32 protein-coding genes are annotated in these 26,446 nt (G+C 40.0%); 11 read left to right on the top strand and 21 right to left on the bottom strand.

The features are described from left to right. Positions 1–150: 150 nt before the first annotated feature. The 3 genes from IUZ65_RS05055 to IUZ65_RS05045 all read right to left on the bottom strand — a co-directional run bounded on the left by IUZ65_RS05055 (position 151) and on the right by IUZ65_RS05045 (position 1,966). Positions 151–495 carry a DUF3316 domain-containing protein gene (locus IUZ65_RS05055; protein ID WP_195702707.1) on the bottom strand — a complete coding sequence of 115 codons (345 nt, stop codon included), beginning with the start codon at positions 493–495 and terminating at the stop codon, positions 151–153. A 171-nt stretch (positions 496–666) separates the two neighbouring features. Beyond that, positions 667–867 carry a hypothetical protein gene (locus IUZ65_RS05050; protein ID WP_195702706.1) on the bottom strand — a complete coding sequence of 67 codons (201 nt, stop codon included), beginning with the start codon at positions 865–867 and terminating at the stop codon, positions 667–669. A gap of 73 nt (positions 868–940) precedes the next feature. Further along, the gene (locus tag IUZ65_RS05045; protein ID WP_195702705.1) at positions 941–1,966 is read right to left on the bottom strand and encodes a helix-turn-helix domain-containing protein; all 1,026 of its coding nucleotides are present in this window, start codon (positions 1,964–1,966) and stop codon (positions 941–943) included. A 189-nt stretch (positions 1,967–2,155) separates the two neighbouring features. On the opposite strand from IUZ65_RS05045, the gene IUZ65_RS05040 reads away from it, so the two are divergent. Together IUZ65_RS05040 and IUZ65_RS05035 are read left to right on the top strand one after the other, a co-directional pair. Further along, complete coding sequence (locus IUZ65_RS05040; protein WP_195702704.1) at positions 2,156–2,509, top strand: DUF805 domain-containing protein; 354 nt, start codon at positions 2,156–2,158, stop codon at positions 2,507–2,509. Next, a complete protein-coding gene (locus tag IUZ65_RS05035; RefSeq protein WP_195702703.1) occupies positions 2,506–2,988 on the top strand; it encodes a hypothetical protein in 483 nt (160 codons plus the stop codon). Before IUZ65_RS05040 ends, IUZ65_RS05035 begins: the two co-directional genes overlap by 4 nt. A gap of 114 nt (positions 2,989–3,102) precedes the next feature. Here IUZ65_RS05035 and IUZ65_RS05030 read toward each other — a convergent pair whose 3' ends face one another. Then, positions 3,103–3,645, bottom strand: coding sequence for a DUF3332 family protein (locus IUZ65_RS05030; RefSeq protein ID WP_195702702.1), 543 nt, complete (start codon positions 3,643–3,645; stop codon positions 3,103–3,105). A gap of 407 nt (positions 3,646–4,052) precedes the next feature. On the opposite strand from IUZ65_RS05030, the gene IUZ65_RS05025 reads away from it, so the two are divergent. After that, positions 4,053–4,382, top strand: a complete 330-nt coding sequence (locus tag IUZ65_RS05025) for an EF-hand domain-containing protein (RefSeq protein ID WP_195702701.1) — start codon at positions 4,053–4,055, stop codon at positions 4,380–4,382. A gap of 225 nt (positions 4,383–4,607) precedes the next feature. On the opposite strand, the gene IUZ65_RS05020 is transcribed toward IUZ65_RS05025, so the two are convergent. Together IUZ65_RS05020 and IUZ65_RS05015 are read right to left on the bottom strand one after the other, a co-directional pair. After that, positions 4,608–5,711: a methylated-DNA--[protein]-cysteine S-methyltransferase gene (locus IUZ65_RS05020; protein WP_195702700.1), complete on the bottom strand. Its 1,104-nt coding sequence runs from the start codon at positions 5,709–5,711 to the stop codon at positions 4,608–4,610. Positions 5,712–5,767: 56 nt separating this feature from the next. Continuing rightward, positions 5,768–6,037, bottom strand: a complete 270-nt coding sequence (locus IUZ65_RS05015) for a YrhK family protein (protein ID WP_195702699.1) — start codon at positions 6,035–6,037, stop codon at positions 5,768–5,770. A gap of 338 nt (positions 6,038–6,375) precedes the next feature. On the opposite strand from IUZ65_RS05015, the gene IUZ65_RS05010 reads away from it, so the two are divergent. Beyond that, positions 6,376–6,681: a hypothetical protein gene (locus IUZ65_RS05010; RefSeq protein ID WP_195702698.1), complete on the top strand. Its 306-nt coding sequence runs from the start codon at positions 6,376–6,378 to the stop codon at positions 6,679–6,681. Positions 6,682–6,777: 96 nt separating this feature from the next. Next, on the top strand, positions 6,778–7,467 hold the full coding sequence (locus IUZ65_RS05005; RefSeq protein WP_195702697.1) for an MOSC domain-containing protein: 690 nt from the start codon (positions 6,778–6,780) through the stop codon (positions 7,465–7,467). A 26-nt stretch (positions 7,468–7,493) separates the two neighbouring features. Here the strand turns inward: IUZ65_RS05005 and IUZ65_RS05000 are convergent, their stop codons facing one another. Next, positions 7,494–8,288 (bottom strand): TSUP family transporter, encoded by a 795-nt coding sequence (locus IUZ65_RS05000; protein ID WP_195702696.1) that lies wholly within the window; start codon positions 8,286–8,288, stop codon positions 7,494–7,496. A 97-nt stretch (positions 8,289–8,385) separates the two neighbouring features. Here IUZ65_RS05000 and IUZ65_RS04995 point away from each other — a divergent pair, with 97 nt between their 5' ends. Continuing rightward, complete coding sequence (locus IUZ65_RS04995; protein ID WP_195702695.1) at positions 8,386–9,294, top strand: LysR substrate-binding domain-containing protein; 909 nt, start codon at positions 8,386–8,388, stop codon at positions 9,292–9,294. Positions 9,295–9,384: 90 nt separating this feature from the next. Then, complete coding sequence (locus IUZ65_RS04990; RefSeq protein WP_195702694.1) at positions 9,385–9,648, top strand: hypothetical protein; 264 nt, start codon at positions 9,385–9,387, stop codon at positions 9,646–9,648. A gap of 44 nt (positions 9,649–9,692) precedes the next feature. On the opposite strand, the gene IUZ65_RS04985 is transcribed toward IUZ65_RS04990, so the two are convergent. From IUZ65_RS04985 to IUZ65_RS04960, 6 genes are all read right to left on the bottom strand, one after another. Next, on the bottom strand, positions 9,693–10,070 hold the full coding sequence (locus IUZ65_RS04985; protein ID WP_231363602.1) for a VOC family protein: 378 nt from the start codon (positions 10,068–10,070) through the stop codon (positions 9,693–9,695). A 123-nt stretch (positions 10,071–10,193) separates the two neighbouring features. Then, positions 10,194–11,129 carry a LysR family transcriptional regulator gene (locus IUZ65_RS04980; RefSeq protein ID WP_195702692.1) on the bottom strand — a complete coding sequence of 312 codons (936 nt, stop codon included), beginning with the start codon at positions 11,127–11,129 and terminating at the stop codon, positions 10,194–10,196. A 78-nt stretch (positions 11,130–11,207) separates the two neighbouring features. Beyond that, positions 11,208–12,458, bottom strand: a complete 1,251-nt coding sequence (gene apgM, locus IUZ65_RS04975) for a 2,3-bisphosphoglycerate-independent phosphoglycerate mutase (protein WP_231363601.1) — start codon at positions 12,456–12,458, stop codon at positions 11,208–11,210. 6 nt (positions 12,459–12,464) lie between these two features. Next, a complete protein-coding gene (locus IUZ65_RS04970; protein WP_195702690.1) occupies positions 12,465–13,220 on the bottom strand; it encodes a hypothetical protein in 756 nt (251 codons plus the stop codon). A gap of 16 nt (positions 13,221–13,236) precedes the next feature. Continuing rightward, positions 13,237–14,703, bottom strand: coding sequence for an SLC13 family permease (locus IUZ65_RS04965; protein WP_195702689.1), 1,467 nt, complete (start codon positions 14,701–14,703; stop codon positions 13,237–13,239). A 443-nt stretch (positions 14,704–15,146) separates the two neighbouring features. Next, the gene (locus IUZ65_RS04960; RefSeq protein ID WP_195702688.1) at positions 15,147–16,814 is read right to left on the bottom strand and encodes a methyl-accepting chemotaxis protein; all 1,668 of its coding nucleotides are present in this window, start codon (positions 16,812–16,814) and stop codon (positions 15,147–15,149) included. A gap of 331 nt (positions 16,815–17,145) precedes the next feature. On the opposite strand from IUZ65_RS04960, the gene IUZ65_RS04955 reads away from it, so the two are divergent. Continuing rightward, the gene (locus IUZ65_RS04955) at positions 17,146–17,469 is read left to right on the top strand and encodes a DUF1840 domain-containing protein (RefSeq protein WP_195702687.1); all 324 of its coding nucleotides are present in this window, start codon (positions 17,146–17,148) and stop codon (positions 17,467–17,469) included. 269 nt (positions 17,470–17,738) lie between these two features. Here the strand turns inward: IUZ65_RS04955 and IUZ65_RS04950 are convergent, their stop codons facing one another. From IUZ65_RS04950 to IUZ65_RS04940, 3 genes are all read right to left on the bottom strand, one after another. Further along, positions 17,739–18,083 carry a DUF3316 domain-containing protein gene (locus tag IUZ65_RS04950; protein WP_195702686.1) on the bottom strand — a complete coding sequence of 115 codons (345 nt, stop codon included), beginning with the start codon at positions 18,081–18,083 and terminating at the stop codon, positions 17,739–17,741. A 246-nt stretch (positions 18,084–18,329) separates the two neighbouring features. Beyond that, positions 18,330–19,703 (bottom strand): MATE family efflux transporter, encoded by a 1,374-nt coding sequence (locus IUZ65_RS04945; protein ID WP_195702685.1) that lies wholly within the window; start codon positions 19,701–19,703, stop codon positions 18,330–18,332. A gap of 178 nt (positions 19,704–19,881) precedes the next feature. After that, positions 19,882–20,499 (bottom strand): LysE family translocator, encoded by a 618-nt coding sequence (locus tag IUZ65_RS04940; protein ID WP_195702684.1) that lies wholly within the window; start codon positions 20,497–20,499, stop codon positions 19,882–19,884. 220 nt (positions 20,500–20,719) lie between these two features. Between IUZ65_RS04940 and IUZ65_RS04935 the strand changes: the two genes are divergently transcribed. Genes IUZ65_RS04935 through IUZ65_RS04925 form a run of 3 tightly spaced genes read left to right on the top strand, consistent with a single transcriptional unit; the run spans position 20,720 to position 23,444 of the window. After that, on the top strand, positions 20,720–21,610 hold the full coding sequence (locus tag IUZ65_RS04935; protein ID WP_195702683.1) for an AraC family transcriptional regulator: 891 nt from the start codon (positions 20,720–20,722) through the stop codon (positions 21,608–21,610). Positions 21,611–21,657: 47 nt separating this feature from the next. Continuing rightward, a complete protein-coding gene (locus tag IUZ65_RS04930) occupies positions 21,658–23,061 on the top strand; it encodes an amidase (RefSeq protein WP_195702682.1) in 1,404 nt (467 codons plus the stop codon). 56 nt (positions 23,062–23,117) lie between these two features. Next, the gene (locus IUZ65_RS04925) at positions 23,118–23,444 is read left to right on the top strand and encodes a hypothetical protein (protein ID WP_195702681.1); all 327 of its coding nucleotides are present in this window, start codon (positions 23,118–23,120) and stop codon (positions 23,442–23,444) included. A 130-nt stretch (positions 23,445–23,574) separates the two neighbouring features. On the opposite strand, the gene IUZ65_RS04920 is transcribed toward IUZ65_RS04925, so the two are convergent. The 5 genes from IUZ65_RS04920 to IUZ65_RS04900 form a co-directional block, all read right to left on the bottom strand. Continuing rightward, positions 23,575–23,916, bottom strand: coding sequence for a hypothetical protein (locus IUZ65_RS04920; protein ID WP_195702680.1), 342 nt, complete (start codon positions 23,914–23,916; stop codon positions 23,575–23,577). Positions 23,917–23,976: 60 nt separating this feature from the next. Next, complete coding sequence (locus IUZ65_RS04915) at positions 23,977–24,639, bottom strand: alpha/beta hydrolase (RefSeq protein ID WP_195702679.1); 663 nt, start codon at positions 24,637–24,639, stop codon at positions 23,977–23,979. Between the two features lie 82 nt (positions 24,640–24,721). Further along, a complete protein-coding gene (locus IUZ65_RS04910) occupies positions 24,722–25,102 on the bottom strand; it encodes a cupin domain-containing protein (RefSeq protein ID WP_195702678.1) in 381 nt (126 codons plus the stop codon). Positions 25,103–25,171: 69 nt separating this feature from the next. Further along, positions 25,172–25,306 (bottom strand): entericidin EcnAB, encoded by a 135-nt coding sequence (locus IUZ65_RS04905; protein WP_195702677.1) that lies wholly within the window; start codon positions 25,304–25,306, stop codon positions 25,172–25,174. 220 nt (positions 25,307–25,526) lie between these two features. Beyond that, entirely contained in the window at positions 25,527–26,315 is a 789-nt protein-coding gene (locus IUZ65_RS04900; RefSeq protein ID WP_195702676.1) for a substrate-binding periplasmic protein, read from the bottom strand. Positions 26,316–26,446 lie beyond the last annotated feature (131 nt).

Here is a 26,446-nt window from a genome sequence, read left to right as displayed (position 1 = left end):
CACAAACTGATGAATAACCAATCAACACACCTCTAAGAATTTAGTCGGCCTAGTATGACGACCACATCCAACAAATGCAGAGCAATAGACAATCAAAAAAGCCAACAGATCGAGACCTGTTGGCTTTTCAAATTCTAAAACAACGGGATATTAGTCGTTGTTGTTATCGCGGGCATCGAAATGATAATCAACATTGACGATAGCGCGATAAGATATTTCACCGCGAGCTTCTGAGAACTCTTCAATAGTCACAACTGTGTCGTCAAGCTTAAGATTAGAGACGGTATTTTCTCCAATGGGTGCCAATTTGAAGCGCAATTCTGAATTGGTCGCTGTTTTTAGTGCATCTACGTAATCAAACCCTGCTTCATACGCGGCGGCTTTTGAAGAGAAACCGGCTGTTGAAAGGTTTGCCTCGCTATACACCGTTTGAGTGCCTGCAAAGGCGGTAACGCTAACGAGGAGAGTGGCGGCTAGAACGGTTAATTTTTTCATCTTATTTACCCTTAAAGTGTCTGTTAAAAATGAGTGACTACTTGTTGGGGTTACTGCCCCTCTCACTCGATGACGCTATTATTCACTATTTACATGTGATGTACATCACACATATTCACCATTCATTATGGGTAATTTGGCATCAATAGAATGAAAGCTTTTGGAGACTAGTTAGTTAAGGATATATAACCAGTTTTCAGAGTCTTTGTCCCAATCAAGTAACCGAGATTCAAATTTGGCTTTGATTTCTTGTGAGTTTGGCAGATAAAAACATAAACCAATGACTTCAGGTTTAGTGTGTATTAGACGGAATAGATCCCCATCCTCTTTTATTATCTGAACCATCTCGAGACGCTCTGAAACTAACGGCATTTTTATCCTCTTAACCTATTCATTAGACAAATAAGCTCGCATCAACCGATCAAGACGTTTCTGTTTATAACTATTATGTATCTATTTTTCGATACTCACTTGGCGTCATCTTAGTTACCCGAAAAAACTCTCGGTTAAAATTTGATTTAGTTTGAAACCCTGAATTCATAAACACTTGCGTAATCGTATTGTCGGTATCGGTGAGCTCTTGTTTCGCATGCTCAATTCTATATTCATTAATCAATTTCGATATGTTCTTTCGATGAACCATATTCACTGCGATTGAAATCTGTTTAGCCGGAATACCCAGCTTCCTAGACAGCCTCGAAAGGGTTAAATCTGGGTCTAGATAGATGGCCTTATCTCGAATTTTCTTATCTAATAACTCTACTATTTCATTTATTCTCTCATCTGCAATTAATGGCGGCGGTGCTTTTTTGTCGTCTATACCGCCGAGTTTTGATGTTGCTTCAGCTAAAGGCGTATTAACGCCAACAATCACCACTGCAAACGACAACACAGGCAACAAAACTAGGTGACCAACTGTCAAAATATATTGTGAATATCGACCTTGGTTGAAAGAAAAATCCAGAGATAACAACATATCAATAAGCGCCGAAAACAATAACATCCAACCTGCGATTTTCTCCGCTTTTTTGACCCCTTCCCAATTACTCAACGTGACATTAATCAACAATGTATCTTGAGACGAGTACCGCACCAACGTTATGCCATAAAACAGATACGTGCCAGAAAGAAAACCATCTAAAGGTAAACCCAAAACCGGTTGAGTTATGACACTAATCATGACCAGTGTGGGTCCCAATAAATGCAAATATGAAATGGTGTCTAAACCCGAACTCGCACGGGTAAAAGTGTACCAGGCAAAGACAGGAATAAGAGAGGCTAATATTGGTTGAGCGTAACTAAATGCAACCACATCAAACGTCCATCGCAGTCCGACCATTGTTGTTGTAGATGCACACAGAGCTAAAAAAAGGCACACCGTTTTCGCTTGCTTGCCAATTCGCACATACAAATTCACAGCAAGTAAAATAAGCAACATAGAGACAACAAACGGAACGGGAATCGCCAACATAGATAGTCCTGATTAAGCAAAGTAGATTCAACAATAACCTATCAACAGCATATCCGTTTGAATCCACACACTAAAGCATTCCGTTAACAAATACTGGTTTGAGTACGTCCTTAAACCTGTTTAAGGACGTTTTTAGACCCAATCTACACCAAGATAATGTCATCCAACGACAATAAGAGAGGTGGACAAATGGTATTTAACTTGTTTGTGTTTTATCTAAATGCTTGGAGGCGCTATTTTGATTTCTCAGGCTGCACGTCCAGACAGGAATTCTGGATGTTCATGTTGGCTCATTGTTGTGTGACGTTAGTGTTTATATCGGTAGACATCTGGCTGCAAAATTCAGGCTGGTTTGATGTGTCTTATAGCCTAATTAGCTTAACACCTTTGTTAGCGATAGTACTTCGGCGCTTACACGACATAGGACGTTCTGGTTGGTGGAGTTGGGTGTTTATAATTCCTGTTATCGGCCCTTTTTGGCTGATCTACTTATTAAGCCAAAAAGGCACTCCAGCTTATTGCAATGAAAGGGGGACAGAATGAAGTCACTGACTACTTTACTTGCCTTAATGAGTGTATTTGTTATCGCTCAGGCAACCGAAATAGAAAGCTTACCGGAAGGAACGATGGGAATATTAACCGTGAAAAATATGACAGAAGGACAACTACTTTGGATGAAAGGACGGGTTGGAGAAGGTAAATATACAAATGTTGATGTACAGAATCGCCATTGTTCAATTACAGTACCAATAGCGATTGGCGGATTTGCTGAAACTCGATTGGGCATTCACTCGGTACAAGGGCTAACGATTGCTATCACTAACCAAAAATTAAGTGATTCTCTTTTGAGTGGGCAACGAATTCATAGCGAAAACTGGATATTTAGAGCGGCAGTGGAAAATGAACCTGCAGATGGTTATATCATTAGTGGTATAGAACCTACTGAACAGTTTATATTACATTCACGAAAGCGTTGGATATCTTGGTTGTTAGATGACACACCTAGATTAACCTGTTTGTAGATATAAAACATAAGAGGTCGTTATGGTGAATGACTGATGATCAGAACAATGCATCACGAGTGTCGACGGTTATCTCTCCCTATCGACACTGGTGACTGTGCACAATCAACCAATTTAAGAGTCTATAAATTCTCTCAATTGTGTCATCGAAGTTTCGCTGACGACTAGACCGTCAATATAGTACGTAATTAATTGCCCCTGTCTTACTCCAGTTAACACCGACACATCACCATTGTTGTATGTGATCTTCATCTCTAATGTATTATCGTCCACTTGCTTCATTACACCTGTATCAATAATGCGTAAATTAGTCAGCGGATCAACCGGAGCATCCGTCAATGAAGAGTCTAAATCATCATTTATCTTAAAGTCTGTATCTACTTTTGAATCAAATATATGAGGACTGCCATTGAGAGGGTTTTTTCCTGTCCAAAATTCAAGTGAATTAAATATCAAGTAATCGACTGCTATTGATATACCATAAACAGGAGCCATCAATATATTTAACCCGCCTCTAGCGTATCGATTATCAACAACTTTCACATTAAATTCCATTACGTTTGCGGTTACTGCATTACTCCCTACACATCCTGTTATACCAATTAATGAAGACGCCACTGCAGTTGCGATAATAACTTTTTTATATCTATTGCTCATTATAATTCCTTTTAATCAGTTACTTGCATGTATTACTTCCAAAAACTGTACAATTAGAATTACGTTAAGAGATCTAACCAGACAGTTTGAACGATTCAGCAGAACATAGAAGTACCTATCCACATCCGTACATATTAACAAAGGCTCATATTTAACTTAGGATAGATAACCGATCTCCGCAAATGTCAGAAGCCCATCAATGTGTACCATTTCGTAGTGATTTACGAGAAAGTCGCATCTTGAAGTAGGCAGAACTTCCATCGAGGCAGTTACTTTGAAGGCGTTTGTATAGCCCTTTTCTTAAAAAAAACTATCTCAGCCAATCGATATAATCTTTACATAACCTTACAATTATAGTGGTTAATTGGGTGTATAATTTGGTTGAGAAGTTGGCAAAGGAGAAAACCATGAATCGCTATTTTCTATCGATACTACTAGGTTGTCTCACTATTTCTCTGTCAGTTGATGCTATCGGAAGAGGAAATGGAGGAATGGGCATGTCCCAGATGCCTGTATTTTCTGATTTTGATACGAATCAAGACGGACTAATATCTGAGGAAGAGTTTGATTACTTTCAGAAAACAAGGCAAGAGCAGCGTAAATCTGAAGGTCGCCTCTTAAAAAATTCATTTAACAGTGATGATATGTTTGAGCGTATCGACTCAAATGATAATGCATTTATTGACGCAGACGAATTTCAATCTCATCGAGGCGCTATGAGGAATCCCAAATCATAAGCCTCATCTAAGAGAGGTGATCTCTACTGCCTCTCTTTTTAATTGTCATCTCTTTATACAGCAGAATAATTTTCCGTGTTGCCTCATAATGCCCCGCTAATTCATCGTCTTATTATATTGCAATTACTAATGAGTTTCCGCTCGCTACTATTTCGCTAATCAACCTTTTAATCGACTCATTTGATATGAACCCGTAGTTTTTGTCATTTGGGACCTCTTTATTTCTTAGATAGTGTGTAGCGTTGAAGATTGACAGAACTCTTGCATTGGACACACAAGACATTTCGCTTTTGATTTAAGGCAAAAGGCCTTGGCGTGTTCGACCATGAGGCCATGAAAGTATGCGTATTTTGCGCAGTCATCTGTTATTGCATCTTCTATCTTCGCCCTAAACTCATCATAATCTTTCGGTACGTTAAGCCCTACTCTAGAAAATATTCGACGGGTATAAGCATCAATAACGAAAGATGATTTTCCGATGGCATAGACAAGGATAGAGTCAGCGGTTTCACCACCAATGCCTTTTATCGCCATCAGTTCATTTCTCAATTTTTGCTTGTCTTGGCTGCGTACATTCTCGATATCGAACTGATAGTGCTGATACCATTTCGTCATGGCTCTAAGTTTGATTGCTTTTTGGTTGTAGTACCCGCTAGGCCTTATTAATTCTGCAAGCGAACTTTCCGACATAGCCAATATCTTTTTAGGACAGAGTTGACCGTTTAGATTATTTAAGGCTTTTTCTACATTTTTCCAGTTGGTATTTTGAGTCAGAATAGCCCCCACCATTACCTCGTAAGGATTGTCAGAATACCACCACGTAAATTCACCGAAGTGTCCGGCTAATCGCCGAAATACCGTATTGATCAGCTCCAAATCAATCAGCTTGGTTTTGATATCTAACCCAAAGGCATAACCCGTTAACTTGCGATTACTGCCGATGACTCGATGACAAGGGATGATAATCGGCAGCGGGTTTTTATTGTTTGCCATGCCAACGGCACGGCTTGCTTTTCCATCACCTATCTTTTCTGCGACCGCTTTGTAGCTTTCCGTTTGAGCATAAGGAACAGTAGTTAAAGCTTGCCATACCCTTTTTTGAAACTCGGTTCCCTGAGGTGATATTTTAAGATCGAATTGACAACGAATACCGCTAAGATATTCGTTCAATTGCCGTCGTACATCATTAAAGTTATCCGGGTTATGCTGCCAATCTGATGGAATTGAAAAATCTTTGCTTCCGTTATCTATGCAAAGTTGTGTCAGCCCGTTTTTATCGCCAACAACTATTACGCTGCCGATACGGCATTCAAATCTGTCAAAAAACATCGTAGGCACTCCTTAAAACTTGTTACATTTAGCGATTGATGCTCGGGTATTAGTACTCACTTATTTGTTTTTGAATCATAAATCCGGCTTACGTGTACCAGACTTATCAGTTTTAATGTTGGCTTAATAAGCAGTTGAGCACTACCCACGACGAATAGCCAAGTACCACTTTCAACCAATGAAGCGGTGAGAAAGAAAAAACTGCCGATCAAAAACCACACGGCGATCAATAAATCATTTATCGCGCCCAGCATTTCATATCTACGTTGAATAATAATGTGCTTTTGACCTAGATCTAACACCCATTGATTATTACTTGAATTCATACCTATTCCTTGAATATTGACGCAAACCTACATAAAAATATAACGCTTTAACAATGGGTAAAAAACGATTGGCTAAAACGTTAAGGAGCGAAAATATACCACGTTTCCTTGTTCACTAGTCGGTCATGTGTCTAATACAGTTTATAACGTGAATTACCTCTCCCTTTATACGCTTCTTCTGTATTTCAGGTAAACTACACGTATTACTAGGTAACTATGATTTATCGATGCAACAACGGTCATGTCTCAAATGGATGCCTTTTAAATTGATAACATTTAAACTGAATATGTTAAGTAAATTGGTAACCTCGGTTGACTAAAGAATAAAGGAATTTTTTATGGCTATTACATATGAGTTAGTTCGAGACGCAATAATTAATAAAAAGCAGGTTTTTGCCACCTACCAAGGGCATGAAAAAGAAATGTGTCCTCACGTTATAGGCAAAAAAAATGGACGACAGCAGGTCTTGTGTTATCAATTTGGCGGTACTGACAGCAAAGGCATAGTGACTGGTGATTGGAAATGCATCCAAATTGCACTATTAGCAAATGTTAGGACAGTAAATGGTCAATGGCACACTGATAACACTCGCTCTCGACCTCAGAATTGTGTTGATTTAATCGATGTTGAGGTTTCATTGTAAGAACAGGTAACTAATAATATCCGAATAAATGGGCTTACGATAAAGGGCAGCATTTTTCATTTTGATGCTATTTGAAATGAGGACTAAAGAGTAAATATGACACCGTTAGGAATAGTAAATGCGGTTTTGGTTGGTAAAACAGTGCCATTTGCTAAAGGAGTGCAAAGCGCAATAAATAAAAAACCAACGACTGGACGCCAACAGGTTTCAGCATTAGGTATTACTGATGATGAGCAAGGAGATCCACGTTTTCACGGAGGGGTAGAAAAAGCACTTCATATCTATCCGACCGAACATTACCCAGAATGGCGCAAAGAGATCGGGGAGAAACCTGTCCTTAATACTGTCGGTGCTTTTGGCGAAAACATTAGTTCAATCGGTCTAAATGAGTATACGATTTGTCTGGAAGATAAGATTCGTATCGGATCAACGCTTCTTGAAGTATCACAAGGACGAATGCCGTGCTGGAAATTAAACGTGAGATTTGAGCAGCAGGATATGTCGCTTAGACTACAAAACACACTACGAACTGGTTGGTATTTTAGGGTTTTGGAAACAGGAGAGTTAGGAGAAGGTGACGACATTATTCTCTGTGACCGACCTTATCCAGATTGGCCTTTATCGAGAATAATGGGGCTAATTTTTGAAGGCTGTCTAGATGAACAAGAACTCCGACAACTGTTAACTTTGCCTCTAGTTGACTCATGGAGAAAGCTAGTCGAATGTCGCTTAGACAAGCACGTAGTCGAAGATTGGTCTTTACGGTTGTTGGGCTCTAGGGAATGACTTCCTAAATGACCCCCCAGTGCAAGCTAAATAAATAATTCGATGGGCCAGTTTTCGTATATCAACTTGGCCGTCATCGCCATACTCACAGAGATGAACACCGGACGAACAAGCTTAGTACCATACGCAATGACAAACTTACTGCCAATGACAGAGCCTACTATCTGCCCTGCCCCCATAATCAAACCCATTGTGTAGTCTACATGCCCTAATGCAATAAAAAGTATCAGTGACGCCATGTTTCCAACAAGGTTCAAAGGTTTGGTTGCCATTGTCGCTTGTTTAATGGTGTAGCCCAGTAATATCACAAATGCCAACATCCAAAATGACCCCGTTCCGGGACCAAAAAAACCATTATAAAAGCCAATGAGCAGTCCATTCAATACCATAAAACTGGATATAGACAACTTAGCTTCGGATGCATCAGTTGATTTAAGTTTACTTGACGTTATCGAGTAAATCGTAATGCCCGCCATCATAAATGGCAATAGTACCTGTAGCGATTCTTTATCAACTAGACTCACAGCAACGGAACCTGCTATCGCACCTATCGAAGTAAAAATAATCCCTAATATTATTCCTTTCGTTGGAAGCTGTTTACTGAAAATAAACACAAGTGACGTCGTCAATTCACCAATGACGGCTTGAAGTTTGTTCGTGCCAAGAGCAACCATTGGAGGTAGACCCAATAACAATAGACTAGGTATCGTGATAAGCCCACCACCACCCGCAATCGCATCAACGATACCTGCAACTACGGCGATGGTAAATAAAAATGAATAGACCCAATCAGCACTGTGTAACGTTAATAAGTGTTCCATTTCACATCTCGTATGAGGTTTTTGTTTTGATATTTTACAACCGGACAAGATAAAGTTAAATTAATGGCTACTAACTCTATAATTAAGGTTGAACTTAATGGTGACATCTCAAGATATTGAGTTTTTTATTACCATTGCAGCGAGTCGCTCGTTAGCTGCCGCCGCTCGAAAAATGAATGTCACTCCACCAAGTGTCTCTCAACGGTTGCAAAATATTGAAGGTAAACTCGGGGTTAAACTGGTAGAAAGAAATGCTCGTTCAATATCATTGACCAATGAAGGGGAAATCTTTGCTAGAAAAGGACAACTGATCTTGTTGGAATTAGAAAATCTTCAACAAGATATTTCGGACAAGAAGTTAGCCATTTCTGGTGATTTAAAGTTGGTTTCTCCCATTGGCTTTGGAGAGCGGCACATTGGCCCAATCGCAGCGGAATTTCAAAACCAATACCCGTTAACAAAAATCGAACTTAGCCTCTCAGATATCCCTAAGTGGTCAGTGCACAATAGCCCCGATATCATGTTTTACATTGGTCAATTGGATGATTCCTCCCTTAAAAGAGTCGTTTTAGCCAAAAATAGACGGTTTTTACTGGCTTCTCCTCGTTATATCAAGTCCGCGCCGCCATTAGAAACACCGACAGACTTAGGGAATCATCGATGTATTGCACTAAGAGAGAATAATGAAGATGCTACTATGTGGCGTTTCACTGAAGCAATCACTGGTCACGTGAAAAATGTCAGAGTCTCTCCCGTTTTATCAAGTAACGTCAGCCAGGTGACGAAGGATTGGTGCGTTGCTGGACAAGGGATAATTCAACGTTCTGAGTGGGATGTACAGCAAGAACTTGAGAGCGGACAACTAGTACAAGTCCTCCCTTCATACGAACTCGCTACCGCAGACATCGTCGCACTCTTATCTTCAGAGCGCTTTAACCGTTCAAGAAAAGTCACCGCTTTCCTTGATTTTATGCAAGAACGGTTACCAGACAGATTAGAATATTAGTTACCCAACACGGACGGCTTTGTTGCTTGCATCTACCTCCGTTATCCTTTTAAATACCTAACCTGTTAACCCTCACCCTAAGGACTAAGCATGTATCTTGTATTGTATTGCCACAACATCGGTATGACGGATTTTTCATTTTTTGAAACCGAAGATTTCGATAAAGAAGAAGGTTACATCGTTCGAGGTAAATGGCCGAACCAGCAAGCTTTTAGGGACTATTTAAAAACAGAATTTGGTGACATGTCGGAACTTCATCTGCTCGATTTAATCGCCAATGGTCAAGAAGCAGAAAACTACTCACAATCAGATTTAATGCAGTTAGTTTTGCCTTTATCATTAAAAAAATCGTGAGAGAATATCTGCTGTGGATGACATTGCCCTACATGCAAAAAATATTACTCGTTGATTAAGCAAAATCCATTACCGAAAGGGTCAGCACAATGAGCAATAGAACCCCACTCACCGCTCTCTCCTCCCTCATGTAAACCACCCAATTCTAGTATTTTTGAAACACGTTCATTCACATTATTACAAAGAAAGTCTAAATGAACTGGAGTCCAATGACGTTCATAATCACGGACAGCCTTACTCGATACAAGTGGCTTTGATCCGACCTGTTTTTCTTGCAGATATATCTCGGCATTGTCAACAGAAAGAACAGCCATAATAGCGCCTTGATCCCGAACCTTTTTACACCCAAGCGCTTCAACATAGAAAGCTTCTGCCTTCTTCAAATCGGATACATCAATGCTCACTGAAATCTTTATCATCATAAATACTCTAGTCATGGGTAGAACCAATAGACTAGAGTATAACTGTACGTATGTACAGTTATACTCTAGTCTATTCTCTACAAAAGATGCTACTATGTATTAAACCAGTTTCCAGAAAACTAGCTAATGGTCAAGCATATATAAATAAGGGTATTTATCAGACAAATCAGTTTTTAGCGTTTGAATAAACATTTCTGCAGCAGGGGACAAACTGCAATTACTTCGATATATCAACATGATTTGTCTCTGCATCTCTACACCAGAAATATCAAAAGAGCAGAGCTTCCCATCTTCGATTTCCTCCTCAACGAGAAAATTAGACACTATCGCGATACCCGAATTTAACATTACGGATTTTTTTACCGCTTCCATACTTCCTAAAACAATAGTGTTATTGAAATCAATTTTTTCATCACTTGCTCGCTCTAGATTTTGTAAAATGGAACTCTTACTATTGGAGACTAATAAGTTATTCTTTTGTAGATCTTTCAGACTAATTTTACCACTACTCTTCCACTTCCCTATATCGTTGTGATTTGGTGACGCTATCACTGTTAGTTGATCTCTCAAAACCGGTTCAAAACACAATTTTTTGTCATCAATAAGATTAGGTTGCGAGATCAATCCTAACTCTGCTTCTCCCTCAAATGAAATCTCTTGTATTACATCTTTGGCATATTTAATACGAGATTCAATTAACACTCCCGGATATTGCATATGAAAATCCGCTAGTACTTGTGGCAATAGATATATACCCGGAGTATTCGAACTACAAAGTAATAAATTTCCAGTTGATAAACCATTAATGGCCTCCAACTCAATTTTTGATTGGTGTATAGCAACAAGAGCCGATTGGCAATAAGGTAATATTCTTCTACCTGATTCTGTAAGTTCGATATTACGCCCTACTCGATCGAATAGTTGAGCTTTGAAGTAATTTTCCAGATTTTTTAGACGTTGGGATATGGTCGCTTGGGTACAAAAGCAAACATCAGCAGCTTGAGTAAAACTTCTTAATTTTGCGATGGTGACAAATGCTTCTAAATTTTCTATCTTCACTTCTTACTCCATAAACCGAGAGAAAGGCAGCAACATTGCTTTGTTGCTGCCTTTAAATGAACCACATTTATTCTTTAACTAAGCACCTAGTTTGGGAATAACGCCAAGATAATCCATTTGAATATAAAAGAACTCTCGTGCCGTCAAATTATTAAGTGAACCATGGTTAAGATATTTTTCTCCAAAACCATGCAACTCTGTCTTCCGCACATCCGAACCAGCAAAAAAAGTAGGGACTGGGTCACCCGAATGATCACGACGAATACATGGCGTAGAATGATCACTAGTATAACCAACGTAACAATTGTCGAGGTCAATGTTCTTCAATATATACGCAATCATATGATCAAACTTTTCAGCCATTTTTACTTTTACATGAGGTAAATTATCATGGCCTGCTAGATCAGGGGACTTTACATGTAACACTACCCAATCGTACCCTTGCTTTAGTTTTTCAACCGCGACTTTGGCTTTACCTTCGAAATCTGTATCGAACCCAGCAGTAAAGCTTGGTTGATGAAATGTATCCAGCCCTGACATTCTTGCAATACCCAATACCGTTCGGTCCCCTGCAATACAAGCACCAGTAATACCGAATCTTTCCGTCACTTTGGGAGCTTGAATTTCTTTCCCTATGCCACGTAACAAAATCATATTTGCTGGAACTTGTTTGTTTATCTTTCTCGCTTGGTTAACCGGATGCAAGGATAAAACAGCGTAAAACTTCTCACTCAATTCATTAATTAACAGCGCAGTGGTTTGAGCTTCAAGTGAATCATTTAATGGTGTTGATTGAACAACATGATTACCTTCTTTAGCTGTACCAGGATCAGACGTGGTGACATGTTCAGATAAACCCTCACCACGTAAAACCACTGCTACCCGATGGGCGCTAAGTGCTCTTACAATGACTTGAGTACCGTTAGATAGTTTTATTCCATCGACCGACTTGGCAAGTTCATGGGTTCCACTATTAATCCTTTCAGCGCGACGATCCAGTACAACGAATTCGTCATCGATAGTAGAAAAATTACCACGAAAAGCAATATCGCCCGGCAGCATGTCAATTTCGGCCCCGTAAGCCTCTATAGGTCCTCGACCAGTATAAACTTCATAAGGGTCGTAACCAAAGATGGCTAAGTGACCGACATCTGTGCCTACAGGTACACCAGGTTGAATAGGGTGAACATTACCAAATAGACCTTGAGATGCTAGATAAGTCATATTAGGAGTATGTGCGTATTCTAATGGTGTTTTTCCTCCGAGCTGTGGATTAGGTAAGTCACCCATCCCATCAGCAATAAGCAGTAATGCTTGTTTTTTCATCATTGCTCCTTAGTTCGCTGTCACTTTATCAGTGGGAGATTCGGTTTCTAACTTCGATAAAATATCACGGCGCTTCCAAAGCATTGCGACAGACAAAAATATCACCAACGCCCACAATGTCCACTTAATTACAGGAGATGGCGTATATGTACGGATCTTAAATACAACTTCGTCACCAGAAGCGACCTTTTTACGCCTAATTTCTACTATTTTACTGCCACTCTCTTTCCTAATGTCAAAGGTCTTTTTTTTCTTCGATCTTTCAGGTTCAACAACTCCGTACAATTCAGTCTTATTCGGTACACTGAGCTGACCTGAATAATTTGCAATGGTAACAGGGGCTGTATTGGTGAACTCATAAGTGATTTTTTTTACGCCACCTGGTTTACTGTATTTAATTTTTGCTTTCTTTGTTTTATACACATCCTCGACGAATAAGGTCTGCTCTAGAGTGACCTGGCTATTGGAGTCTGAAAACTGATAAGCAATAACGTCTCTTCCGTGAATATTCGTCATCTCAGGTGCGTGTTCCACTTTCCCACGTAATGTTGAATAGGTTCTTATAGAGCTATCTTCATAGCTTGGTAAATAAAGAATACCTTGATCGTTAGTCACACCTGAAACCGTAATGCTAATCGTTCCGTCACGTTCAACAGGTTGAATGATTTCACTGTAACTATGTATCTCGCCCAACTCGTTTGCCTGAAGGCTCATAGCAGTGAAAAGGAGAGAACCTACTGATAGATATTTCATTGTGTTTTTCATGTTATTCCCCTCTCAATTAAGCCGTGATCCCAAGATATGCAAACCATGTGAATGACGCGCCGAACAAGATGCACCATTTCGCCATTAACGTCAGAATACCGTAGAGTAATTGGTTATTTACGGAGAAGTAGCCTGTACTGTAATAAACTAAATTCGCTTTACTGTGCGGTGGCAAAGTGATGGTATCAGCAATAGTAAACGCAGCAGGAAGTGCGAGCATTAGAGGTGCTACACCTGCAGTTTCAGCTAAACCTATTAAAGTAGGAATAAGGATAATGACACGTACTGTTTTACTGGTGAAAACAAAATGACTAAAGCTAGATATCGCAATCACCACACCATAAAGCATGGTAAAACTCATGTTTTGCACACCAAGGCTTGAGAACAAGCCACTTAATGCCCAAGTCGCAACACCCGTTTCACTAAGTGATACACCACAAGCATAAGCCCCTGCGGCAAATATCATTAGATTCCAAGGGATTTTGGCTTCTTTCCAAGTCAATATCCCGATATAAGGCATAAAAAACATCGAAGCAGCAATTACAGCGACCATCACTAAACTAAATTGAAAGCCAAATATATCAAGGTGCCATTTATCTGTTGCCCATAAAGTAATGGTTAACAAAAAGATAGCGGCGGCTTTTTTCTCATCTAACGATACTTTACCTAAATCATTGTATTGTTTTTGGATATGCTTAATTTCGTCCCCACCCGCTTTTGCATCAGTTTTTGGCCTAAATAACATCAAACCGATAAAAAATGAGGCAACTAGAGTCAATATTGCAATTGGTGCCGACGCAACAAACCATTCACCCCAAGAAACTTCAGAACCCGTATATTCTTTAAGCAAGCCAATCGCTAAAATTTGTGGTGCGGTTGCAGTAACAATTGCACTTGTTGAAATGTTATTGGCTTGTAAGCCTTGAATAGCAAGTAATTTTCCTAAGTTTTTATTTTCTTTTTCAACGTTATAAGCTTTAGCAATAAGCAATACAATTGGTAATAACATTGCAGCACGAGCAGTTGTCGAAGGAATGATAAAGGCAATGGTAAAGTTAGCGGCCATTAATGACATCAGAATCGACTTCCAAGTTTTACCAAATCGAGTAATGATAGCTAATGCAATACGCTTAGCGAGCCCACTTTTTTCCATACCAGAGGTAATAATAAACGCTGATACCATCAACCAAATCACACCGTAACCCAATGTTCCAAGTGCATCTTTTTCTGCCCAACCACCTAGTACCGATAGCAATGCAATTGCGAGCATTGATGTTGCATAGTTAGGTAGAGACTCTGTGATCCAAAGAATCAAAGCGAAAAAGAATATCCCAAGAGACATTTTTCCCTCAAAAGTGATTCCGTCGGGTGTTGGTATTGAATAAAACACCATCAGTACGACCATGGCCAAAGGCAGGCCGAGGTAATACATTATTTTTTCTGTTTTACTTTTGCTACTGAGATCTCTTGCAATCGCTATCATCTCTCAGTCTCCTTATTTATTATTCACATTGATTATTCTAGGTTTTCGCCTAGTACGATAGTGTTTCTGCTTTTGAAACGCCTGTCGAAATACTACCGATTGGACTACGTTCGGTTAAATCGAAAGCTGTAATGCAAAGCATTTGAAAAACCGATGTTCGTACATGATCATGGCCCACCTCAAATGTAAGTCATTGTTTTATATTATTAATTACAAACAATTAACTATATGAGAATGAGGGTTTTTAAAGAAAAAGAAGATACATAAATGTGAAGTGGAACCGTTTAAAAAAATAAAAATGAAATTTAGGTCAAATAACAACTATTTATTACAAACGGTTCTCATCGGGATTCATAAGTTAACTTACTATCGTATACCGCTACATATCTAAATTGTTCAAACATCAAAACGATACAAAAATAGAAACTGCTTTCAATATCTGTTTATACGACAAACTGACTCACTAATGCACTTAAGTCCTGAGCTTTGGAGTTAAGTTCACCACTGGCTACTCTGTTCATATTCGCCACATCTGCCGTTTCACTACTGGTATCTGAAATAACGACAACCCTTTGAGATATCTCCTTTCCTACCTGACTCTGTTCTTCGGTAGCGGTTGCTATCAATGCATTCATATCCATGATGGTCGCGATGGCGGCTAAAATTTCTTGTAAGGCAGAACCAGCTTGTGTCGCTTGTTCAACCGTCAACTCACTCTGGCTGTTACTATTATTCATTGCGGACACAGCTTCAGTTGTTGAGACTTTAAGCTCACCGATAACATCACTAATCTCACGAGTACTTTGCTGAGTTCGGCTGGCTAACTGTCGAACCTCATCCGCCACGACCGCAAAACCTCTACCTTGTTCTCCCGCTCTTGCAGCTTCAATAGCCGCATTCAAGGCCAACAGGTTCGTCTGCTCCGCTATTTCTTCAATCACGTTAAGAGATGTCGAGATATTGACTACATTGCTTTCCAGTTTTCCCATTGAAACCGCGGCATCAGTAATGATTTTAGCTAGTGATTCAACCGACACAACAGCTGTATCAACCGTGGTCACCGCTTCTGTCGCTTTATCTTCTGCAATATGAGCGGCCTCGGCTGCATTAACGGCATTGCTTGAAATTTCTTGAGCGGTTGACGTCATCTCTGTCATCGCGGTGGCAACTTGTTCGGTCTCTTCTCTTTGTTGCATGGATAACGTATCGACTTTGTCTGCCCGGCCTCGCATGTTTGACGTTTCTTCGCCGATATCTGTACTTACGTGCGTAACATTTTTGATAATAGATTGGAGGTTGGATACAAATATATTGAAGTTATCACTTAATTTAGCGAATTCTGGAACCTTAAATTGGTCCATACGAGCAGTTAAATCACCTTTACCGCTAGCAAAATCAGCAATCGATGAGTCAAACTGATAAAGAGGCTTAAGAATGGTTCTCGTCACAAAAAAAGCGAACATGGCGGAGACCAATATTGTTACTACACCGATCATTACTATTGTCGTAAAGCTCTCGGTCGTTTGCTCATTTGTCATGGCGCTCATATTAGAGACGGTTTCTTCTACATCATCCAAATAGAAACCCGTCCCTATGACGAGATCCCATTCAGGCTCATATACAGAGAAGCTCATTTTTTCCAAAGGTTCATTTTGTCCAGCTTTAGGAAAATAGTAAGACGTATATCCTTCACCGTTTTTTGCGTCGTTTATGATGTCTTGTATAAAGGAATTACCGTTGGAATCTTTGCTATTCCAAAAAGAATCTCCGAGACCTTTAGAGCTACTGCCACTAAATACTCGAACCCCTTTGCTTGTATAACCAAAGATGTAGCCCGTTTGTCCATATTTGATTTTTGAAAGCTCTTCAACAACTTTCTCTATGGGAGCATTACTCTCTTTAAGAGGTAATAGAGCAGAATCGACAATTTCTATATATGCCTTCAGTTGATCTCTCTGCATTTCAAGCATCTGAGAACGAACCATTTTCATCTGGGAATTACTCAGTTCCGTCATTTTTAGATAGGTTTCTAGCATCATGCCCGCAGCAAGAAGTAGCAATGGAAGAATAGACAGTAGGTATAATCGCGTTTTAATAGATAGAGTAGGCATTGTAAGCTCCTTTAAAAGATTCAAGAAGCCAATCAGACGCATAGATTATTATTTTTATAGTTATTCTTATTGTTATTCTATTAATTTATATAGCACAAAAATCAACTACTTTCTACGAAGAAAGTTAACATGTGCGCAACCATTATTTCACGAAAAAGCCTATGATCAGAAGACACAATCTCGTAACCCTTAAATTCGTACACGGGCTATTGGGGGGTAACAAAAGTTCAATATGTCGAATATATGGTATGGTTTGTCTACTTTATAAATATGTTCCGTCTTGTTTGAACTGCACGATACAAACTGACGGTTATCTAAAAGGTCATTCTATATGTTAATAACATTTAACTGTATTGCCTATGCTAACGTCACTATGTTTGGTGATGTTGGGCTACAAATGCTAAAAATGCTCGGCCACAGCGGCACGGTTCCCGGGGCCATATTGGCCGCAGACATTCCAGCGGCACTAACCCAGTTAAAAGCAGCCATAGAAATCGAAAAAGCGACCACCACTTCTAATAAAAACGAAGAAGAAAACGACGCCATTGAAACACCTGTCAATTTGGCTAATCGAGCTTTCCCTTTAATTGAACTTTTGACGGCTGCTAATATAGATAAATGCAACGTGATGTGGGATTACACAGATGCTACGTAGTAAAGAGACACAATCGAGTTATTTTACTGAGTCAAAACCAAAATACTCCTACAGGTATTAATAAAGGCACGAAACAGAATTATCGCCAGTCGTATGGCTTCGTATGCGATAAAACTTTTATTGGAAGGTCATGGTGGCCGTTGCATCGGTATGATGCATTCAGAAATGGTTCATACCGATATTATCGACTGTACTAATAATAAGTAATCACGGCAAAAAGCCAACAGGCCGTAACCCGTTGGCTTTTCAAATTCTAAGACAACGAAATATTAGTCGTTGTTGTTATCGCGGGCGTCGAAATGATAATCAACATTCACGATAGCGCGGTAAGATATTTCACCACGGGCTTCAGAGAACTCCTCAATCGTAACAATCGCGTCATCTAACTGAATATTCGACACTGAATTTTCGCCAATTGGTGCTAATTTGAAATGTAACTCAGAGTTGGTGGCTGTCTCTAACGCATCAACGTAATCAAAACCTGCTTCATATGCCGCCGCTTTAGAAGCAAATCCAGCTGTTGATAAATTTGTTTCGCTATAAACCGTTTGAGTACCTGCAAATGCCGTTGCGCTCATTAGAAGTGTTGCAGCTAGAACCGTTAATTTTTTCATCTTATTTACCCTTAAAGTGTCTGTTAATAATGAGTGACGACTTGTTGGGGTAACAGCCCCTCTCACTCGATGACGCTATTATTAACTTTTTATATGTGATGTTCATCACATATAAACGCCATTCATTATGGGTAATTTAGCATCAATAACATGAAAGTATTATGAGAGATACGTTTTGAATCGAAAGGCTAGCGTGGATACACACCTTATTCCTAAAGTGTGTATCCACGCTAGTTTGTTGCAATGCTATGTAATATTTACCATTTCTTCAGCAATGGCTCGGGCTGGTTTATGACGAATGAAATAAGCTAAAGCAATAATAAAGGTCAAACATTCCCCAACAGGCAGCGCGATGACAAATCGATTGTCGTCAAATAACACAAACAACAAGATCAACAGTGACGCAGGAAAAATAAGGCTACGGGACAACGAAACGATACCGGACTGGAATGGTAAGTGAATAGCGGTAAGGTAACCGGATATTGTCATGTTGGCACCCGCAAATATAAACATGGGCCAAACGTAATAAACGAATTCAATTGCCATTGCGACGGTCCCTTCGGTACCTCGATCATCTAAGAACATGTATATAAGTGATTCGTTAAACAACAACAAAATCAGAATCGTGAGTAAACTGACTACGCTTGTCATAAAAAACGTAATCTTTAAGAATTCTTTTAGCCGCTGTGCATTTTGTGCCCCAAAATTTTGACTTATCATCACCTGCGCAGTATCCGCAATTGAGAAATAAACCATAAAACCAATCATCAGCAGATAGTTCAGTACCGTAATAGCGGCGACACCTTCAACCCCAGCGCGGGAGATCAACATCAAGTTGAAAATAAAAGCGATAATTCCGCCGGAAATTTCATTAATGAACTCGGACAAACCGTTATAGGCGGCTTGAATAACTTCCGACCAATTCTTTTGCCACAAAGAGAAACGTAGCTTTCGCTTGCGACTAAAAAAATACATTAATAATGTTAATAACGGCATTAGCTGTGACAACCCTGTGGCCCAAGCAGCACCACTTAACCCCCAATTGAACACCGCTATAAATAGATAATCTAGACCCACATTAAGTACCGCACCAATCACTAGGGCGGTAGCGGCAAGTGAGGGAAATCCATCAAGCCTGACGAAGAAGTACAGTACAATAGTCATCAGTTGTGCCAATAGAAAAGGCATAACAACTCGATAGTATTCACTCATTAACGGTGCCAACGCTTCACCGGCACCAAGCAATCGAAACAGAAAAGGTTCAAGCACTAGGCTAATTGCGATAATAACAATCGCATAGAAGACGACAGCAATCAGGGTTTTACTAAATATCGCCGAAGCGGCCGCCCTATTTTTTTCCCCAAGATATTTCCCCGCTCTAACCGACCCGCCTATTGACAACATTAAACCAACGCCAAATAGCACTGACAGTATCGGGATAATCAGATTGACAGCAGCCAGCGCTGGCACACCAACAAAATTACCAATAAAGATACCATCGACAAGAGAGGCGGAACTCATCGCTAACATACCGACGATGGAGGGCAATAAATACTTTAAAAACGTGGTGAAAATAGGCCCATCGAGGGCACTGTTTTGTTGGCTGGATACGGCTTCCATTAAGGACTCAAATTGACAATAAACGCTAACGTCAGGGTAACAAACATTAATAGCGAACACCAACGTTCACTCATTGATCAGTTTTACTCATACGAGCAATGTAACCTATCTGCAAATACAAACGAGTTACCATTAATGTTCTAAATATCGTATTTTATCGTTGCTCGTTATTACACGTTTACTCGCGTGAAGTAAGGGCAAGTTTTAGCCCTAATAAAGCAAAACTACCTGCAAATATTCGTTGCACGATAGTACTTACCTTTTCGGAATGAATAATATAATTCCGAACACTTGTCGCCAAAATGCCATATATGACAAAAACTAAAAATGTCATGATCATAAAGGTCACTCCAAGCAGCAACATGTGATTAGTGGCACTTGGCACTTGGGCTGGAATAAATTGAGGCAAAAACGCAAGGAAAAAAATAGTCAGCTTAGGGTTTAGAATATTGATTAAAAAACCTTTAAATGCGACAGCAACCAGGCTTTGTTTGTCTTGACCTTCATTCAAAGTTAATGAGCCACTTGATCGCAGCATAGACCAAGATAAAAACAGTAGATACGCGACCCCTATGATTTTTATCACTTGAAATGCTAATGCACTGGTATGGATGATAATCGCTAACCCCATGATACTTGCCATCAAAGACGGAACGATGCCCAGTGTGCATCCGAAAGCCGCAAAAACACTCGCCTTATTTCCTGAAAACAATCCAGCTGCAATTGTATAAAGAACCCCCGTTCCGGGAATCAAGACAACCACTAAAGAGGTAACTAGAAACTCAATACTTATCATAGGACACTCTATTTAAATGTTAATATCGCAGCGCATTGAACTTACCACTGCCTCATTATTTCTTTCAAACAACTATAGTCAGTCGTCAATAAGAACACAACTTGATCTCTATTCGTCCAAATTGTGTTTTATATGAATTGATGGAATGACGGCAACTTCGTAGAATGAATATTGAATCATGATATTGTCTTTTCAACGTATTCTTCGACTCGAGGCCAACATGAGTGATAGAACCCGGCATAGGCTAGAAAAAGCCCTATTATTTATCGAACAGAATTTAGAGACAAAAATTTCCGCAGAGCAAATTTCTCTACACGCAAACCTATCCAACTTTCATTTCCAACGAATGTTTAGTGCGTATCTAGGCGAGTCTGTTAGTCAGTACGTATTGCACCGCCGGTTAGAACTAGCGGCGAGTAGCCTACTGACCCAACCCGAATTAGGGATACTCGATATTGCTCTTAAATCGGGATTTGAAACCCATAGTGCCTTTTCTCGAGCATTCCGGCAGCATTTTGCGATCAGTCCAAGTCAATTTCGTACACAGTCAAAACACGCCAAATTGGGCCCAGATGAATCTCGACCTTTTTTGAATACCATCGCAACAAAGAATTTGACACCAAAGGTCGAGATTAAATCTTTGCCTGATCTTTTCTATCATTACAAGACGACAAAAGGCACCGTAGACGGGACATTTCTCACGCAAGTACAACAAGATGTGGCTTGCGAATTTCAACGCCTAAGTCAAGAACCACTGCTCTATGGGGTGATTAGTGCGTTCCCTGCGAGCCCTCAAAGTCTCAACGACGATCATGCCCTCGTCTTATATGGGGCTCTTTTTCATGAACCAAGAACGCATTTACAAACGTCAGACTGCCTTAAAATTGAATCCGGCTTGTGGGCCATATTTGAACATAAAGGGCATTATGATTACCTATATCAAACATGGAATCATGCTTTTCGTGCTTGGTTATCAAATTCAATCTACGAGCTAAGAGATACTCTGCCTTTTGAACTCTATTTAACCTCTCCAGCCGAAACGCCCCCAAAAGATTGGCTAACACATATCTATATACCGATAAAAACAGCAGAGATTGAACAGCGCGAATAGTCGAATACTGTTGCAATTAGGCATGGATATTAAACAAGGAGCTATCTATGCCTATTCATCAATTATCAGCAGTTCAAGCCTGTGAAAAACTAAAACAAGGCACTCAAACACCACAGAAAATCAAGACACATCTGTTAAACCGAATAACCCAATTAGATGAAGAACTTGGCGCTTTCATATACCAAGATCAGACACAAGTATGTGAGAGCACTTCTTTCCTTGCGGGTTTGCCAATCAGCTTCAAAGACCAGTTCCATATCAAAGACCTACCTTGTAGTTTCGGCCTCGATCAAACAACGCAATGCGAAGTCACTGCACCCATTGCAGAAAAACTGTTTCAACAAGGTGCTAATTTGCTAGGGAAAACAAGCCTTCCTCCTTTAGCCATGGATTTTCAAACAAACAATAAGATTCGTGGTTTTTGCAAAAATCCTTGGAATCAAGAATATACTAGCGGCGGCAGTAGTGGCGGCGGATGCACTGCAGTCGCATCAGGAATGAGCTTTATTGATATCGGAACCGACCTTTCCGGTTCATTACGAATTCCCGCAAGCTTTTGTGGTGTCTATAGTTTGTTACCTAGTGAAGGTGCTCTGAGCAGTGAAAGGATACTGGTAAAGCCTGAGTTATCCCTGCCTCATTTTGCTCGTCCCGGTCCGATCGCTAGAGCGCCCCAAGATCTTGCTTTAATCTGGCAAGCGCTGAAAGGTGAGGATAGAACAAATATTGCCGAGCACTTAAATTTGGCCTATTGGCATCAAGCAGACGACCTTCCGCTGGACACAGATATCAAGGATCGGATAGATCAAGCCGTAAGCCGCTGGCAGCAGGCTGGACATCAATGCAAGCACTCAAAACCTAAGCATTTCAGCTTCACGGAGTGTTGGCGAATTTTTGGAAACATCATGGGGACTGAAACGTCTGCTCTAATGAATCCCTTTGTTCGATGGATCAGTCTATTGTCTGGAAAGGATAGCCGAAAACGATCACCTAACTTCCTTAATAATGTAATGCAAGGTTATCGCAGAAGGCTGAACGAATATTCTAATGCTCTGAAAAAGCGAGACGATGTCATCCATGACTGCCAAGCGTTTTTCAAACAATTTGATGCTTGGATATTACCTGTAACATGTTGTCTTGCTTTCAAACATATGCCACCGACTTTAGAGCGAGGGCCGAGTAGAGACTATAAAGCACCATTGATAGTCAATGGCTTAGAGGTGAACTACTTCGATGCGCTGACAGCCTATACCACCCCAATCAGCCTGATAGGTCATCCCGTCATTACAATGCCGATAGGTTTAGACCGAAATGGGTTACCTATTGGCATTCAGCTTGTTGGTAAAATGAATGGCGAGGCCGAATTGCTGTTGATTGCTGAAGTACTGTCCAAACATATTACGATGCCGAGTTGTCCTGCATTCGAAAATGACAATGGTAAATCAAGCTAAGTAGAGGTTACGCAACATGTGTACAGTTATAATGACTAATAAGAATAGGGGTATATATGCAATACGATATCGACATAAAGTCTGAGCATAAATCGTTGTTTGTATTCACTAGAAAAATACTGATCGAACACTATCGGCTGATAGAAACGAGAAAACAGCGCATAACCAGTTATTCAGATGCTAATGGTGGAATCTGTCATATGAGAACAACAAAGAATGGCGTTGATATAGGGTTTCTAAAAGGAGTGCACATGATAGACACGTATAAAATGCTAACAGGATCAGGGAAAGTAATGAGAGTTCTTTCTATGGATTCTCCAGATGTTGACGGTGTGAGCTATTACCTTGACCAAGCGATTAAAATAAACTCACCTTTACTCTAGCTCAACGGTATCCCTACTTTAACCATCATTAAGGGGTAGATAAATAAAACGCTACCCCTAGATTGCGAAACTGCATTGTAACTATCGTTGGAATAATACTGTCCAACTCTAACCGCATACGAATGCGATGTTAGTCGACGGATAGATATTCTTCTCTAATGATCTTTCCATTCTTCCAAATTTGAATATGTTTACCTGTAAATTCATTTACTTGGGACTGGGCATTTGTCATTTTATAGTGGAAAGTAAGCTCTGCAGTATTCTCAGATATAAACGTTGATATGAGAGAAACGTCAAAATGTTCAACGGATTCAATAAAGCCCTTTTGCTTGTCATAGGATTCTTTCATCGACGACGCGAAAACTGAGCCATTATTCAGCATTACGACGTTCTCATCATAATATTTTTCACATAATTCTAATACAAGACCCGCCAGATTCATTCGTACAAAATCGTCTATCAATTTTTGCATAACTCAATCTCCCATAGTAGAACACAACGTTACCTATACGGCGTATATCCTTTCGACTCTTTACACTATTAGACGCTCTTGCAACCAATCAGAAATATCGGAAATCTGCTCTGCACACACGTTATGTTGCATCACATACTGCTTATACCTTGGTTCAAAACCAATATTAACTAATGCCTTTAGCGCTTGTTCGCCCAATACAGGGGAAACAACCGGGTCTAGGCTACCATGCATGATATTGATGCTAATTTTCTTATTGCTGTCATGTATTTGAATCGTGTCTTTAGTTGCAAAATAAGTCGACATAACTAATAACCCAGCTAATGGTTGGCTATAGGTTAATGTGGCTTGGTAAGCAACGGCCCCACCCTGAGAAAATCCAGCGATTATAATACGGCTAGCGTCAATACCTCGCTCAATTTCTCGGTCGATTAATGCCTGAACGGCACCTGCTGAGATATCTAACTGCTGTAAGTCTACCTTTCGATCAATACTCATATCCAGAATATCGTACCATGCAGGCATAATCATACCGCCGTTAATCGTCACGGGGATCGAGGGTGAATGAGGAAAAACAAAACGAATCGCTAAATTCTTTGGGAGATTTAATTCCGCCACTATGGGTTCGAAATCGTGACCATCAGCCCCTAAACCATGCAACCAAATTACAGAAGCCGTTGCCTTAGTGTTTGGCTCCACTTCAACGCTCGACAAGTAGTTCATGAATAATATCTCGTATGTGTCTGTAGGTATTACAGAATGGATCTGCCCATAATCTATGATTTATTGATTATTGTGATTAAGGTTATTGTCGTGTGGTAGAGACACTTTGGCTTGGAAATGAAACTTCCATAACTAAGCAATCTTCCTCACAAAGGAACGGTCCATGCACTTCGCCAGGAGGGCGACTTGCAAAGTGCCCTGCTTCTAGCCATTGTTGAAAAGCGGCATCGTAAAGCCGACCTGAAATAATATATATTTCCTCGGGATAATCATGAGATTTACCGCCAAATTCTTTTGTGTCTGCGCCAGCTTTAAAGCGGGTTAGCCGCGTATAATCACCTGTCGTCTCATCGTGAGCAAGGGTAAGTTGCTCCAACATTCCGGAGCTACCTTCTATGGACTCCCACCGATTGCTGTTTTCAGTAGCGAGCACGTTCCAATATGTTGCTGTACTTTTCGACATTGCGATCTCTCTTTATCACATAACATTTGAATAATGGCATGTTCGTTAAATTGTCTTATGCTTTCTCTATTATTCCGTAGCTTCGTGTATCGTCTCTTTCGTATCATTCCAAATTGTAGATGAATCTTCTTTTACACCATCCCATGTATTCGAACATCCAATAAGGAAGAACGTAATTACAATAGCAATAAGTGACGCTTTCATTTTTATTCCCTCAACGTTTATATTGCCTTGTATCATACAAAAAAAGGAGAAAGTTGACATCCCTTTCTCCCTGTCAAATCTAGGCGTATATATCAAACTTCCAGACGAGATAGGCTATCAATTTGCCGTGTCTGCGTGAAATGAGGGACTTGTTTATCACCGGATGCCAACGGTCTCGGTTTTAGACGTTTTCTGTTGTGAATATCCGTATTGCCCAGTTCTACTCTAGGTTAAGGTACTTACCCATAGATTGAGACATAACTTCATCTCTGGTCTCTCCAATAGAACTCCAAATCAATTCAGCCAAATCAGGCTTGAGTTGAACAAATTGGCTACTGAACACCAAGTAATAGTCTTTTTTTATAATGGCGGGCATCACTTTCTCGACATTAGACCAACGTTTATTTTCGAGAAGCGTTTTAATCATGTTGTCTTGGATTGCAATGGCAGAAATTCGGTTGTTGCATAACATATCTAACAATTGTGGCGTGGTTCTTACTTCATCCACCCTGATGTTTTTGGACTTCAATTCTTTAACAATTGAGAACCCTAGATGAGCCCCAACAACCTTATCATTCGAGTTAACTAGACTTGTTCCATCCCAATCAAATGGCTGGTCTTCTAGTTTATAGAAGTAATACTCTAAGGTCGCAATTCGTTTGCTGCTATCGGGTTTATCTCCGACCATAGGGTAGCGAGCGTATAGCGCGCGCTGAGCGTTGTAGGAAAAAATAAAACCACCATCTACTTTTCCTTCCTTAATGTACTCCAATACCCTTTTGCCTGGCAGACGAACAAATTCAACCTTTATACCAAGATTATTAACAGACTGATTGATTACATCTAACGCCAAACCAGGAGGGTCGAATACCTCATTACCATTACCTAGTTGGAATGGATAGGACTCAATATATGAATAGGCAAGCCGAAGCGTAACAGGGGCTGCTAGACTATAAGGAACGTAAGCTAGGCATAGAAAAATGCCGAGTAGCGAATGCGTTATTCTCATATACAATTCCTTTTATTCAACGACACATTCGCAGCCACATCGTTAAAATTCCAGTGATAACATGCTGACATAATTTCATGCTAATTTTTCATATTTATGACGGGTAAGGAGAAACCAACAAACACCATTAC

This window comes from Vibrio sp. VB16 (assembly GCF_015594925.2).
GTDB lineage: Bacteria > Pseudomonadota > Gammaproteobacteria > Enterobacterales > Vibrionaceae > Vibrio.
The sequence above is the reverse complement of the archived record's forward strand: the minus strand, read 5'-3'. Positions and strand labels throughout refer to the sequence as shown.